Annotated in this window: 16 protein-coding genes; 4 read left to right on the top strand and 12 right to left on the bottom strand. The window is 69.6% G+C overall.

The genetic code is table 11. The annotated features are described in order from the left end of the window. Nucleotides 1-109: 109 nt before the first annotated feature. The 6 genes from corA to ACVBD7_RS21550 form a co-directional block, all read right to left on the bottom strand. Entirely contained in the window at nt 110-1,099 is a 990-nt protein-coding gene (gene corA / locus ACVBD7_RS21575) for a magnesium/cobalt transporter CorA (protein ID WP_458095290.1), read from the bottom strand. A gap of 132 nt (nt 1,100-1,231) precedes the next feature. Continuing rightward, nucleotides 1,232-1,957, bottom strand: coding sequence for an acireductone synthase (gene mtnC, locus ACVBD7_RS21570; protein ID WP_458095289.1), 726 nt, complete (start codon nt 1,955-1,957; stop codon nt 1,232-1,234). Then, nucleotides 1,957-2,496, bottom strand: a complete 540-nt coding sequence (locus ACVBD7_RS21565; RefSeq protein WP_458095288.1) for a 1,2-dihydroxy-3-keto-5-methylthiopentene dioxygenase — start codon at nt 2,494-2,496, stop codon at nt 1,957-1,959. Before ACVBD7_RS21565 ends, mtnC begins: the two co-directional genes overlap by 1 nt. Then, the gene (locus ACVBD7_RS21560; protein WP_458095287.1) at nt 2,493-3,137 is read right to left on the bottom strand and encodes a methylthioribulose 1-phosphate dehydratase; all 645 of its coding nucleotides are present in this window, start codon (nt 3,135-3,137) and stop codon (nt 2,493-2,495) included. Before ACVBD7_RS21560 ends, ACVBD7_RS21565 begins: the two co-directional genes overlap by 4 nt. An 82-nt stretch (nt 3,138-3,219) precedes the next feature. After that, nucleotides 3,220-3,486, bottom strand: a complete 267-nt coding sequence (locus ACVBD7_RS21555) for a twin-arginine translocase TatA/TatE family subunit (RefSeq protein ID WP_458095286.1) — start codon at nt 3,484-3,486, stop codon at nt 3,220-3,222. A gap of 212 nt (nt 3,487-3,698) precedes the next feature. Further along, nucleotides 3,699-4,217: a CHAP domain-containing protein gene (locus ACVBD7_RS21550; protein WP_458095285.1), complete on the bottom strand. Its 519-nt coding sequence runs from the start codon at nt 4,215-4,217 to the stop codon at nt 3,699-3,701. A 184-nt stretch (nt 4,218-4,401) separates the two neighbouring features. Between ACVBD7_RS21550 and ACVBD7_RS21545 the strand changes: the two genes are divergently transcribed. After that, nucleotides 4,402-4,857: a carboxymuconolactone decarboxylase family protein gene (locus tag ACVBD7_RS21545; RefSeq protein ID WP_458095284.1), complete on the top strand. Its 456-nt coding sequence runs from the start codon at nt 4,402-4,404 to the stop codon at nt 4,855-4,857. Between the two features lie 2 nt (nt 4,858-4,859). Further along, complete coding sequence (locus ACVBD7_RS21540) at nt 4,860-5,762, top strand: sigma-70 family RNA polymerase sigma factor (protein WP_458095283.1); 903 nt, start codon at nt 4,860-4,862, stop codon at nt 5,760-5,762. A 10-nt stretch (nt 5,763-5,772) separates the two neighbouring features. Here ACVBD7_RS21540 and ACVBD7_RS21535 read toward each other — a convergent pair whose 3' ends face one another. Further along, on the bottom strand, nt 5,773-6,540 hold the full coding sequence (locus tag ACVBD7_RS21535; RefSeq protein ID WP_458095282.1) for a GntR family transcriptional regulator: 768 nt from the start codon (nt 6,538-6,540) through the stop codon (nt 5,773-5,775). Between the two features lie 98 nt (nt 6,541-6,638). On the opposite strand from ACVBD7_RS21535, the gene ACVBD7_RS21530 reads away from it, so the two are divergent. Then, nucleotides 6,639-7,634 (top strand): Bug family tripartite tricarboxylate transporter substrate binding protein, encoded by a 996-nt coding sequence (locus ACVBD7_RS21530; protein WP_458095281.1) that lies wholly within the window; start codon nt 6,639-6,641, stop codon nt 7,632-7,634. A 20-nt stretch (nt 7,635-7,654) separates the two neighbouring features. Continuing rightward, entirely contained in the window at nt 7,655-9,007 is a 1,353-nt protein-coding gene (pcaB, locus tag ACVBD7_RS21525) for a 3-carboxy-cis,cis-muconate cycloisomerase (RefSeq protein WP_458095280.1), read from the top strand. A 10-nt stretch (nt 9,008-9,017) separates the two neighbouring features. On the opposite strand, the gene ACVBD7_RS21520 is transcribed toward pcaB, so the two are convergent. From ACVBD7_RS21520 to ACVBD7_RS21500, 5 genes are all read right to left on the bottom strand, one after another. Beyond that, complete coding sequence (locus ACVBD7_RS21520; protein WP_458095279.1) at nt 9,018-9,416, bottom strand: hypothetical protein; 399 nt, start codon at nt 9,414-9,416, stop codon at nt 9,018-9,020. Between the two features lie 16 nt (nt 9,417-9,432). Continuing rightward, nucleotides 9,433-9,774, bottom strand: coding sequence for a hypothetical protein (locus ACVBD7_RS21515; protein WP_458095278.1), 342 nt, complete (start codon nt 9,772-9,774; stop codon nt 9,433-9,435). Continuing rightward, nucleotides 9,775-10,377: a methionine biosynthesis protein MetW gene (gene metW / locus ACVBD7_RS21510; protein ID WP_458097749.1), complete on the bottom strand. Its 603-nt coding sequence runs from the start codon at nt 10,375-10,377 to the stop codon at nt 9,775-9,777. Nucleotides 10,378-10,424: 47 nt separating this feature from the next. Further along, entirely contained in the window at nt 10,425-11,576 is a 1,152-nt protein-coding gene (gene metX, locus ACVBD7_RS21505; protein ID WP_458095277.1) for a homoserine O-acetyltransferase MetX, read from the bottom strand. A gap of 177 nt (nt 11,577-11,753) precedes the next feature. Then, the gene (locus tag ACVBD7_RS21500; protein WP_458095276.1) at nt 11,754-11,960 is read right to left on the bottom strand and encodes a cold-shock protein; all 207 of its coding nucleotides are present in this window, start codon (nt 11,958-11,960) and stop codon (nt 11,754-11,756) included. Nucleotides 11,961-12,231: the final 271 nt, after the last annotated feature.

The following is a 12,231-nucleotide window of genomic DNA, read 5'->3' as shown; positions in this document are numbered from 1 at the left end:
TCCCCCCGGGAGTGACCGGCCATATGCCGCATCTTCTATAAACCTCGATCGGTCCGGGTGCCTAATCCAGCGGGAAACGAGCCGTCCCCGCCCCGGAGCGGGGCCCCGCCTAGAGCCAGCCCTTGCGCTTGAAGTACAGGATCGGCAGCAGCGCGCTCACCACCATCAGCAGCAGGGCCCAGGGATAGCCGAGCGCCCATTTCAGCTCCGGCATGAACTCGAAGTTCATGCCGTAAATGCTGGCGATAAGGGTGGGCGGCATCAGCGCCACGGACGCGACGGTAAAGGTCTTGATAATGCCATTCTGGTCCATGCTGATAATGCCCAGCACGGCGTCCAGCAGGAAGTTGGCCTTGCTGTTCATGGTGTTGGCGTATTCCACCAGCGAGCGCACGTCCCGAACCAGCGTCTTGATCATCACTTGGTTCTCCTTGCGCACGGCGTTCGCCTTCTCGGCGCCGACGAAGGTGAGGATGCGCGTCAGGCCCAGCAGCGTGTCGCTCGCGCGGCTCGTCACCTCGCCGACCTGGCCGAGGGCGATCAGGGCCTGGCGCAGGTCCACGTCCCGCTTGTTCGCCTTCACCTGCATGTTCCGCGCATTGCGGAAGGTGGTCTGGCTCGCACGGTCCATCTCGGAGGCCGTGCGCTCGAGAATATCGGCCAGCCGGTCCACGATCTGCTCGAACAGGTGCAGCATCACGCCGTCGGGCGTGCGCAGCAGCGGCAGGGCCTGGCGCTGGGCGCGCACGGCGAAGACCGAGAAGGCCTTGGGCGTTGCGTAGCGCACGGTGATGAGTGCGGTGGGCGCGAGGACGAAGGTGATGGGGGTGGAGCCGAACTCCCCCTCCTCGGCGCCGTAGAGGAAGGAGGCGGTAAGGAAGAGCACCTCGCCTTCCTTGTAGAGCCGCGAGGAGCTCTCGATCTCCTGCATCTCCTCGCGGGTCGGCACCTCGACATGCAGCGCCTGCTGGACTGCCTGCTCCTCCTCCGGAGTCGGATTCAGCATGTCGATCCAGGTGGCGGCGGCGATCGACTCCGCCGTGTCCAGCCCGCCATGCACGGCGCAGGCGGAACCCTGGAGGGAATAGGTGGTCATCATGGGCAGTGCCTCCCGGGATCCGGGCGAGGGGGAAGTTGGCGTGCGCGCGGGCGGCTCGGCCCTCGGCATTCCGCTCTAGCGGCCCGCAGGAGGGGTTGCCAGCGCGAGTATGTGACGGAGAGGAGCCCCGCCTCAGGCGAGGGGCGGCTCGTCCGGAGCAGGCAGGCCGAAGCGGTCGGCCACTTCGGGAAACGTGGCGCAGGTGGGGTGGCGGGAGGTGGCCACCGTGCCATCGCCGGGACGGACGAGCTGGCAGGTCCGCATTCCGGCCGCCGCCGCCGCGTCCAACTCCTCGGCGATGTCGGAGAGGAACAGCATCTCGCCAGGCGCGAACCCGGCCGCCAGCGCGATCGCGGCATAGGACCCGGCCTCGCGCTTCGGCCCGGTGCGGGTGTCGTCGTAGCCGGACAGGATGGGCGTCAGGTCGCCTGCCTCGGAATGGCCGAAGAGCAGCTTCTGCGCCTCGACAGAGCCGGAGGAGTAGATCCGGAGCGCGAGCCCCGCCCGTGCCCAGGCCCGCAGGCAGGGCGCGACATCGGGCCAGAGATGACCGCGCAGCGCACCGGACTCGAAGCCCTGGCGCCAGATCATGCCCTGCAGCGCCTTCAACGGCGTCACCTTCTCGTCCCGCGCCATCCAGCCGCGCAACGCCTCGGCCGGGTCCTGGCCAGGAGCCAGGGCGCAGACCTCGTTCAGGATGGCGGCGACATCGGGCTCGGCGGCGTGCTCGCGCAGGAAGCCGGCCAGCGCGCCCTCGGCGAAGGGGAACAGGGTCTCCTTCACGAAGGCGATCGCGCTGGTCGTGCCCTCAATGTCGCAGACGACCGCCCGGAGGGCGGGCGGGGCTGCGGTCGTCATCAAGCCACGGTGGCCGGGAAGCGCTCCGACATGTCGGTGCCAGTGTAATGCGGCGTCCAGCCGGTGGTGTCGGTGAAGATCCGCAGCGCGGTCACGTTCGGCACCGGCCCGGCATCGAACCAGTGCTGGGTGTCGGCGGGCACGGAGATGAGGTCGCCGCGCGTGCAATGGGCGTCGTACACTTTCCCGCCCACGTTCAGGATGAAGTTGCCCGCGCCCTCGTGGAAGAAGCGGACCTCATCCTCGGTGTGGATGTGCTCGGCCAGAAACTTCGTGCGCAGCGCATCGGCCTGCGGGTGATCCGCGGTCAGGCGGATCACGTCCGCTGTGCCGGCGCCGGTCTCACCCATAAGGGCGTCCAGCCGCGGCTTGTAGGCAGCGAGCACCGCGTCGGCCTCGGCGCCAGCGGGCAGGTCGGCCACCTCCCAACGCTCGAAGCGCACGCCGATGCCAGACAGGATGCGGGCGATCTCCGCCGCGTCCTGCGTATCCTGCAGCACGGCGTTGGTGGTGGCGTCGTGGACGACGAGGCGGCTCATGGCGCGGAACCTCCCGGCAGGGGATTGATGGACAGGGTGGCCATCTCGCAGGCCAGCATGAATTCCAGCCCCTCCAGGCGCGCCAGCGCGGCGTCCATGTCGGGGCCCCATACATAGACACCGTGGCCGCGGATCAAATACCCGGGAAGGATCGGGGCGGCCATGCCCTTCCAGCGCGCCTCAACCGCGCGTTGAAGGCGAGGGATGTCCTGGTCGTTGTCCAGCACGGGAAGCTCGATCGCCGCCTCATGGGTGGGCAGGCCGGGAAAGGCCTTCAGCAACTCGAAGCCCGAAAGGCGGATCGAATCGCCGGCGCGGCGGGAGAGGACGGTGTTGGCGATGGAATGGCCATGAACCACCGCGCCCACACCGGGATCGAAGCGATAAGCGCCGCAATGTAGGCCGGTCTCGGCCGAGGGGCGGAGGTATGGGTCCTCCGGCATCCCGTGCAGGTCGACGGCCATGACGGAATCGGCAGTCAGATGCGCCTTGTGGAAGCCGGAGCGGGTAATCGCCACGCGCCCGCCCGGAAGCCGGACGGAGATGTTGCCGGCGGTCGCCGGCACCCAGTTCCGCTCGGCCATGCGGCGGCCTGCCTCGACGATGGCGCGGATCGCGGAGTCCGGGATGGGATCGGCCATGAAACTGTAACCTGCCTCTCAAACGCAGCGCGCCGGCCACCCCTCAAGGGGAGACCGGCGCGCCTTGTGCCGAAGGGTGGGTTCAGACCGGGCCCGGGGGCTGCCGGACCACGGTGCGGTTCGGGTCCGCGGCCGCGTGCACGCCCGTCGGCGGCAGGGTGCCGGTCGGGGTCGTGGTGGTCGTCGTCTCAGCCATGGAGGCGTCGACATCGTCCTCCTTGATGTTCTTCTTGAAGGACTTGATGCCTGTCGCGAGGTCACCCATCAGCCCGCTGATCTTGCCGCTGCCGAAGAGCAGCAGCACGACCAGCAGCACGACGAGCCAGTGCCAGATGCTGAACGAACCCATGTGACGCCCCGATATCCTTGCGTGGTTTGGCGGGCCTGCGGCCTTCGCCCCCGTTTCCGGGTGATGGCCTGAGGGAGACTAGGGCGGCGCGCTCCGGGCGACCAGGGGCACCGCCTTGCCTCATTCCACAGGGGACATGGGCCATGCGGGGCCGCGGCGCAATGGGGAGATGACAGGCGCGTCATCCGACCCGCCCGGCGGCCCACAGGGGTTCAGCCGGCCGAGGCCCAGCGCCGGGCAGGCAGGATGAAGCCATGGGCGGGAAACACCGTGTTCCCCACCACCCCGGCCGGCGGATACCAGACGCGCACCTCGGACCAGTCGTTGCGGGCGGAGACGTCGATCACCGCCTGGTCCCGTGCCACCCGCCCCTTCAGCCCGCCCGAGGCCCAGTTGGCATGGTCCACCCGGATCTCGCGCGGGCCGAGCACGCGGGAGACCACGGCCACATGGCCGTCCCGCAGGCGCGACGTGCGCTGAAACACCAGCACGGCGCCGGGGTGCGGGCTCTGGGCGCGGTCGTAGCGGCCAGCGGCGGCCTCCCACCACTGCCAGCCATCGCCGCGCAGATCGATTCCCGAGCGCGCCCGGGCATAGGGCACGCAGGACTGGTAGCCATCGCTGGCCTCATAGCCGTAGCCGGCCGAGACCGGGCCGCGGCTGGACCCGCAGGCGGTGAGCGCACCGCCCGCGAGCGCGAGCAGCACGAAGCGCAGGATGAACCCGGCCACGAAGTGGAACCCCCAAAGGCCTCCCCCGAGGCCCGTGCCCAGGCTAGCGCGGCGCGCCCACGGGTGTCAGCGTCCTCGTTGCAGTGGCGGGCGGCACGGCGCGGGACGTGGAAAACCTGTCTCGCCCTGTCACATCCGGTGCCGCTGCCTCGTCCTATGGGCATCAACCCCATCGGAGGTCGCCATGACACCCCGCCTCGACTACTTCGCCGCCGCCCCCAAGCTCCTGCAGGCCATGCTGGGCCTGGAACGTGCCGTCGCCTCCAGCGGGCTGGAGCACGGGCTGATTCACCTGGTGAAGACCCGCGCCTCGCAGATCAATGGCTGCGCCTTCTGCATCGAGATGCACACGCGCGACGCGATGAGGGAGGGGGAGTCCGCGGCCCGGCTGTTCCTCCTCGACGCCTGGCGGGAGGCGCCCCACTACACGGCGCGCGAGCGGGCCGCGCTGGCCTGGACCGAGGCGCTCACCCTTATCGCCGAGACCCATGCGCCGGACGCCGACTACGGGGCCCTGGCGCCGCATTTCAGTGAGGAGGAGATCGTGAAGCTTACCGTGCTGATCGGCACGATCAACGCCTGGAACCGCCTTGCCATCGGCTTCCGCAGCGTGCCCGCCCAGCTTCCCGCGGCCGCCTGACCATGGGCTGCGAGCCCGACGTCGCCGAGCATTTTGCGCCGCTGCGGGCGGAGCTGATCGGGCTCGCCTACCGCATGACCGGATCGCTGGCGACAGCGGAGGATGTGGCGCAGGACACCTTCCTGCGCTGGAACGCCGCCGATCGCCGCGCCATTGAGACCCCGCGCGCCTGGCTGCTGAAGGTGGCCACCCGGCTGAGCCTGGACCACCTGAGATCGGCCCGGGTCCGGCGGGAACGCTATGTCGGCCCCTGGCTGCCCGAGCCGATGCTGGACCTGCCTGCGCTGGTGTCGGAGGACGCGCCGCAGGAAGCGGTCCAGGCGCGGGCACAGGACCTTTCGGTGGCCTTCCTGCTCACCCTGCAACGCCTGTCCCCCGCCGAGCGCGCGGTCTTCATCCTGCACGACCTGTTCGAGACGCCCTTCGCCGAGATCGCCGGCCTGCTGGGCCGGCAGGAGCCGGCATTGCGCAAGCTGGCCACCCGCGCCCGCGAGCGGCTGGGCGAGGATCGCCCGCGTCAGGCGGTGGAGGAGGCGGAGGCGCAGCGGATCGCCCGCGCCTTCCTCGCCGCATCGCGGGACGGGAACGAGGCCGGGTTGCGCGAGCTGCTGGCGGGGGATGTGGTGCTGCACACCGATGGTGGTGGCATCCGGAACGCCGCCCTCAACCCGATCCTCGGGCCGGACAGGGTCGGGCGCTTCTATGCCGGGCTGGCCCGCAAGCGGGCGCCAGCGCCGTTGCTGCATCTCGGCCGCATCAATGGCCTTCCAGGATATGTGACGCTGGAGACGGACGGGCTGCCGGAAACGACGGCGCTGGAGATCCGGGACGGGCGGGTGGCGGCGATCTATGTCGTCCGCAATCCGGAGAAGCTGGCCATGGTGCGGGCGCACCTGCAGGGGTGAGCCCCTCCCCTCAGGGCGGGGCATCCGCCGCACGGCGCAGGCGGCTGACATAGGAGAAGCGACCCTCCGGATGCAGGCTGACGCTGACGGCCAGCGGCGCGCCGGAAGGATCCAGGTAGCGCCGGGTGATCCGCAGCGCATGCGCGCCGGGCACGGCGTCGAGGCCCTCGGCAACCTCGCCGGGGGGGATTCCGGCGGCGCCGATCTCCTGCGCCACCTCCGCGATTGGCCGTCCGGACGAGGCCGCCAGCACCGAAGCGACCAGCTCTGCCGCATCCCGGCCGCGCAGGCGCCCCTCCAGGTCGGGCGGCGCGGCGTCGGCATCGGCATGGGTTTCGGTCCAGCAGAGCGCGGCGCCGCCGCCCGAGGGCACGCGGCGGCTGACGACGCGAAGCCACCGCCGGCCGGCCTGCAGCCCGAGCGCCTCCTCCAGCGCGTGGTCGGCGACGGCGGGCGCGACGGCCAGGATCTCGCGCCGCGTCTCCGCCGCGTATTGGAGAAGATCGCCGATCCCGGCGAGGGACTGAAGATAGACCCCCCGGCCGGTCGGCCCCAGCGCCGTCACCCGCGTCCCCGCGCGCCGGCGCCGGGAGATGAGGCCAAGGCTCTCCAGCCGGTCCAGCGCGGCCCGCATGGTGGTGCGGCTGACACCCCGCTCCGCCGCCATCTCCACCTCGGGCGGCATCTGGGAGCCGAGCGGGTGCCGTCCGGCAGCGATCTCCATGGCCAGTTCGCGCGCGAGGGAGACATAGCGCGGCTCGGAAAGGGTGGACGGCATCGGCCCATTGGTACGGCCTGCCCCGTTGTTGACAAGCGCGTCGGCCAAAGAATAGGACCGTACCAATCGAAAGGATCGAACCTTTCAGAGGGGGACCCATGTCCGTGAGACGCCGTGCGATCTTCTCAGTCTCACTGGCCGCAGCAGGGCTCGCCGCACCCCGGGCGCTCCGGGCCCAGGGCGCCGCCTACCCGGACCGGCCGGTCCGCCTGATCCTCCCCTTCTCAGCCGGCGGGCCGACAGACACGCTGGGCCGTGTCTTCGCGGAGCAGCTCTCGAAGCAGATGAACGGGCGCGTGCTGGTGGAGAACCGCACGGGCGCCGGCTCCACCATCGGCGCCGACGTCGTCGCGAAGGCGGCGCCGGATGGCTACACGCTGCTGTTCAACAACCTCTCCCACTCGATCAACCCCAGCCTCTACCGGCGCATGCCTTACGACTCCGTCGCGGATTTCATGCCGGTCAGCGTGCTGATGGAGGGGCCGGTGGTCGTGCTCGTCGGGGCGAACTCGCCCTACCGCACGCTGCGTGACCTGATCGACGCAGCCCGTGCCCGGCCGGACCATCTGGATTACGGTTCTGCCGGCAACGGCTCGGCGGCCCATGTCTCGATGGTGCAATTGCTTGCCAAGACCGGCGCACGGATGAACCACATCGTCTATCGCGGCGTGGCCAATGCGATGACAGACCTTCTATCGGGTACCATCGCCTCGGTGAACGACACCTCCACCACAGCGCTCGGCAGCATCCGGGGTGGCATGGTGCGCCCGCTCGCCGTCACCTCGCCCGCCCGCGTCCCCTTCCTGCCGGACCTGCCGACGGTGCGCGAGAGCGGCATCCCGGAACTGGCGGACTTCCAGATGTCCACCTGGAACATGCTCTTCGCCCCCGCCGGCACGCCGCAGCCCATCGTGGATCGCCTGCATGCCGAGGTACGGGCCGCGATGAAGGACACGGCCTTGGTCGCCAGGCTCGCCGAGCTGGGCAACGTGCCCATGCCGGATGCGGACCTCGCCGGCACACGCGCCTTCCTCGTCTCCGAGGTGGAGCGCTGGCGCGGCGTGATGAACCAGGCCGGCGTTCGCCCCGAATAGCTGCCAGACGGAGCCCGACCATGCCCAGCACCCCGCTCGATTCCATCCTGTTCCGCGACATGTTCGGCACGCCCGAGATGCGCGCCGTCTTCTCCGACGAGGCGCTGATCGCCCGCTATGTCGAGGTGGAGGTGGCGCTTGCCCGGGCCGAGGCCCGCTGTGGCGTCATCCCCGCCGAGGCGGCCGAGCACATCGCCGCGGCCGGTAACGACCCGTCCTTCGACTGGGACCGCCTGAAGCGGGAAACCGAGAATGTCGGCTATCCCATCCTGCCGCTCGTGCACCAGTTCGCGGAGATGGCGGGAGAAGCCGGGCGATACCTGCACTGGGGCGCCACGACGCAGGACATCATGGACACGGCGAGTGTGCTGCAGGTCCGCGCTGCGCTGGATCTCGTGGCCGCCGATATCGACGCGCTGCGCGGCATCCTCGCCGATCTGGCCGCGCGCCATCGTGATACGCCGATGGCGGGCCGCACCCATCTGCAGCAGGCCCTGCCCGTCACCTTCGGCTACAAGGTGGCGATCTGGCTGGCGGCGATGGACCGCCATGCGGAGCGTCTGGAGCAGCTGCGCCCGCGCGTGCTGGTCGGGCAGTTCGCGGGCGCGGCGGGCACGCTGGCCTCGCTCGGTGAGGACGGCTTCCGCGTGCAGGAGGAGTTCTGCCGCGAGCTCGGCCTCGGCCAGCCCGTGATCACCTGGCATGTGGCGCGGGACGGGCTGGCGGAGGCGGTGGCCTTTCTCGGTCTCGTCACGGGAACGCTGGCGAAGGTGGCGACGGATATCATGCTAATGATGTCCACCGAGTTCGGGGGCGAGGTGATGGAGCCCTTCGTGAAGGGCCGCGGCGCCTCCTCCACCATGCCGCAGAAGCGCAACCCGATCTCGTCCGAGATCATGCTGGCCACCGCCAAGGCGGTTCGGCAGCAGGTGGCGCTGATCCTTGACGCGATGGTGCAGGATTTCGAGCGCGCCACCGGCCCCTGGCACCTGGAATGGATGGCGCTGCCGGAGAGCTTCCTCCTCACCGCCTCCTGCCTGACCCAGGCGCGCTTCGCGCTCTCCGGGCTGACCGTGAACACGGATCGCATGCGAGTGAACCTCGACATGTCCGGCGGGCTGATCGTCGCCGAGGCGGTGATGATGGCTGCGGCCCCGGCCCTCGGGCGACAGCACGCGCATGACGTGGTGTACGATGCCTGCCGCGCCGCCCTCACCTCCGGCCGGGGACTGGCCGAGGCTCTGATGGAGGTACCGGAGGTCGTGGAGGCGCTCGGCGGCGCTGAGGGCGTGCAGCGGCGCTGCGACCCGGCCAACTATCTCGGCCTGGCACCAGCCATGGTGGATCGGGTTCTGGAGCGGCGGCAGGGCTGACGCCGCCGCGTCAGGCCGCCTCGGCCAGAGCCTCGGCGCGGGACGGCACCTCGGCCACGGGGGTACCGATGCCCGCGGTCCAGCTCGGGCCGGGCCGCGGGCGGGGCGCGAAATGGGCCCGCAGCGCGCGCGTGCCCTCAATGCGCGCGACATCAAACATGCGCCAGCCTTCCCCCGGATTCTCCGGACCACGGGCAAGGCCGGCCGTCTGCCAGGTGAGCAGCCCGACGCGGCCCGTGCCCATTCGGCCGATGGCGTGCGGGTGCACCACGCGCCAAGCGCCGCCATAGAGCAGCTCCAGCGCGCGGCGCTCGCGCACCGCCTGGGAAAGGCGGGCGACGCGGCGCTTCAGGGGCTTGGGAAGGGGCGGGAGCGCTTCGGTGCGCGACCCCGCGGGGAACTGTCGCATAGCCCCCATATGGGGATTAGCGCACTGATTTTTTAGGGCTTTGTTCATCCTGCGCGGCGAACCATTCGGCATAGGAGGTGTTGCGCGCCATGTGCCGGTTGAGGTCCGGCGCACCGTCGGTCCACCACACCGGGCCGCGCTCCCCTAGGGCGCGCTTGGCCGCGTCCACGGCGGCACGGGCGGCGCGCAGGGCGGGTTCGTCGCCGGATTTCAGGGCGGTGCCGACAGCACGGCGGGCGGCCATCAACTCCCGGGTGAGCACCGCGCGCTGCTCCTCCGGGAGGCCCGGATTCGCCAGCCGCCAGAGCCGGCCGCGGACGACGAAGTAGCGGCCGTCGGGCGTGACAGGATAGCGCAATCAGCCCTTCCGGCTGAGCAGGAACAGGGCCTGTTCCCCGAACAGGTTGGCCAGGCGCAGCCCGCGCCGCCAGGGCGCCTGCAGCCCGTGCTCATCCACCGCGAGCCAGCCATCCACGGCGTAGCCGTCCTTCTCGCAGAGCGCCACGAAGTCGAGGATCGTGCAGGGATGGATGTTGGGGGTCTCGTACCAGGGGCGGTTCCAGGTGTCCGTATCCGGCATCCGCCCGGTGGAGAGCAGGCGCCAGCGCATCTGCCAGTGGCCGAAATTCGGGAAGGAGACGATGGCGTGGGTGCCGATGCGCAGCATCTGCCGCAGCACCTCGCGCGGGCGCTCAACGGCCTGCAGCGTGCGGGACAGCACGACGTAGTCGAAGGCGCCGTCCGGGTAGTGCCGAAGGTCGGCATCGGCATCGCCATGGATCACGGCAAGGCCGCGGGCCACGGCGCGCGTCGCTTCGGCCATGTCGATCTCGATACCGCGGGCATCGGCGTGCTTCTCGCGGGTCAGGTGCTCGATCAGCTCGCCGTCGCCGCAGCCGATATCGAGCACCTTCGCGCCTTCGGGGATCATCTCCGCGATCAGACGCAGGTCGAGCCGCATGTTCTTGGCGACGTAGCGGATGGGTTCGCGCGGCTGGACGCCCATGGTCAGACCCCCACCGCATCGGCGGCACCGCGCAGGAAGCCGCCAAGCGCCGCGTGGAACTCCGGCTCGTCCAGCAGAAAGGCGTCGTGCCCCTTGTCGGAGTTCAGCTCGACAAAGGAGACGCGGGCGGCGGCCGTGTTCAGCGCGCGGGTGATGGCGCGGCTCTCAGTGGTGGGAAACAGCCAGTCCGAGGAGAAAGAGGCGATGAAGAAGCGCGTGGGCGTGCCCTGGAAGGCGCGCGACAGGTCGTCCCCGGCATCGGCGGCCAGGTCGAAGTAATCCATGGCGCGGGTGATGGTGAGGTAGGAGTTGGCGTCGAAGCGGCGGATGAAGGTGCTGCCTTGGTGGCGGAGGTAGCTTTCCACCGCGAAGACGTCCTCAAGGAAGGTTACGGCTTTGGCGCCCTGCAGGCGGCGGCCGAACTTCCGGGTCAGCGCGCTCTCGGACAGGTAGGTGATATGCGCCACCATCCGCGCCACCGAGAGGCCCTGGGCGGGGATGCGGCCCTCCTTCCAGTAGGCGCCACCGCAGAAATCCGGGTCCGCATGGACCGCGGCGCGGCCGACCTCGTGGAAGGCGATGTTCTGGGCGGAGTGATGGGCCGCGGTGGCAATAGGGGCGCAGGCGAAGACCGCCTCGGGGTAGGTGGCCGCCCATTGCAACGCCTGCATGCCGCCCATGGAGCCGCCGACGACCGCTAGCAGGCGAGTGATGCCTAGGTGCTCCACCAAGCGCTTCTGGGCACGAACCATGTCGCGGATGGTGATGGAGGGAAAATCGATGCCCCAGGGACGGCTGAGGCCCCTGCCCTGCGCGTCCGTCATCTCCTCGCGCGGGCCGGTACTGCCCATGCAGCCGCCCAGCACATTGGCGCAGATGACAAAGAAGCGGTCCGTGTCGATCGGACGGCCGGGGCCGACCACGGTTTCCCACCAGCCCGGCTTGCCCGTCACGGGGTTGGGCTCGGCCAGGTACTGGTCGCCCGTGAGGGCATGGCAGACGAGGACGGCGTTGCTGGCCGCAGCGTTCAGCCGGCCATAGGTGCGATAGGCCACGGCCAGCGGCGCCAACATCATGCCGGCATCCAGCATCAGCCCGTCCGGAAAGACGGCGCGCTGGTGATCGACATCCGGCAGGGACAGGGCCTGGCTCATGCCGGGAGGATTAGGAGCCCGGGCACGGGGGGGCAAGGCATGGCGTGAGCCCGGCAGCGCTCATCCCGCCCCCCGGACACAAAGAACCCCGGTCGGAAGATCCGACCGGGGTCCAAGGCGTGCCGCGGCGCAGGCGCTGCGACCGATGAGAGGGCGGCAGAACCGCCCCTCTCTTACTCAGGCCTGGCGCAGATTGCCGGCAGAGGACTTGCCCTGCTGGCCCTGCATGACCTCGTACTCGAGGCGGTCGCCCTCACGGGGCTCCTGCAGGCCGGAGCGCTGCACGTCGGAGATGTGAAGGAAGACGTCCTTGGAGCCGTCCTCGGGCTGGATGAAGCCGAAGCCCTTGGTCGCGTTAAACCACTTGACGGTGCCGATGGGCATGATGCGATTTCCGATCAAAACGGAAAACCTCCGGGCAACATTACCCGGGGGGTCATCTTCAATTTGAAACGGAAACCAGACCCGGCGCCCAGGATTTCTCCCGGACAGAAGAGGCAAACCGAAACAACGAAACTGACAATTTCTATATAGGCTTTTCCCCGGCACATTCAAAGGACTTTCGGGACCCTCTTTCTTTTTCGGGTAATTCAGACCGCCATTTCCTCGTTTCGTGTTCTTCGGCGTGGCCTCCATGCCGAAGAACTGGGCGACG

This window comes from Roseomonas sp. WA12 (assembly GCF_054165765.1).
This window is presented reverse-complemented; position numbering and strand designations above follow the sequence as displayed.

Excerpts from the sequence above, each read along its gene's own strand:
- corA (WP_458095290.1), bottom strand. The coding sequence starts at position 1,099 with ATGATGACCACCTATTCCCTCCAGGGTTCCGCCTGCGCCGTGCATGGC.
- mtnC (WP_458095289.1), bottom strand. The coding sequence starts at position 1,957 with ATGACGACCGCAGCCCCGCCCGCCCTCCGGGCGGTCGTCTGCGACATT.
- ACVBD7_RS21565 (WP_458095288.1), bottom strand. The coding sequence starts at position 2,496 with ATGAGCCGCCTCGTCGTCCACGACGCCACCACCAACGCCGTGCTGCAG.
- ACVBD7_RS21560 (WP_458095287.1), bottom strand. The coding sequence starts at position 3,137 with ATGGCCGATCCCATCCCGGACTCCGCGATCCGCGCCATCGTCGAGGCA.
- ACVBD7_RS21555 (WP_458095286.1), bottom strand. The coding sequence starts at position 3,486 with ATGGGTTCGTTCAGCATCTGGCACTGGCTCGTCGTGCTGCTGGTCGTG.
- ACVBD7_RS21545 (WP_458095284.1), top strand. The coding sequence starts at position 4,402 with ATGACACCCCGCCTCGACTACTTCGCCGCCGCCCCCAAGCTCCTGCAG.
- ACVBD7_RS21540 (WP_458095283.1), top strand. The coding sequence starts at position 4,860 with ATGGGCTGCGAGCCCGACGTCGCCGAGCATTTTGCGCCGCTGCGGGCG.
- ACVBD7_RS21535 (WP_458095282.1), bottom strand. The coding sequence starts at position 6,540 with ATGCCGTCCACCCTTTCCGAGCCGCGCTATGTCTCCCTCGCGCGCGAA.
- ACVBD7_RS21530 (WP_458095281.1), top strand. The coding sequence starts at position 6,639 with ATGTCCGTGAGACGCCGTGCGATCTTCTCAGTCTCACTGGCCGCAGCA.
- pcaB (WP_458095280.1), top strand. The coding sequence starts at position 7,655 with ATGCCCAGCACCCCGCTCGATTCCATCCTGTTCCGCGACATGTTCGGC.
- ACVBD7_RS21520 (WP_458095279.1), bottom strand. The coding sequence starts at position 9,416 with ATGCGACAGTTCCCCGCGGGGTCGCGCACCGAAGCGCTCCCGCCCCTT.
- metW (WP_458097749.1), bottom strand. The coding sequence starts at position 10,377 with ATGCGGCTCGACCTGCGTCTGATCGCGGAGATGATCCCCGAAGGCGCG.
- metX (WP_458095277.1), bottom strand. The coding sequence starts at position 11,576 with ATGAGCCAGGCCCTGTCCCTGCCGGATGTCGATCACCAGCGCGCCGTC.
- ACVBD7_RS21500 (WP_458095276.1), bottom strand. The coding sequence starts at position 11,960 with ATGCCCATCGGCACCGTCAAGTGGTTTAACGCGACCAAGGGCTTCGGC.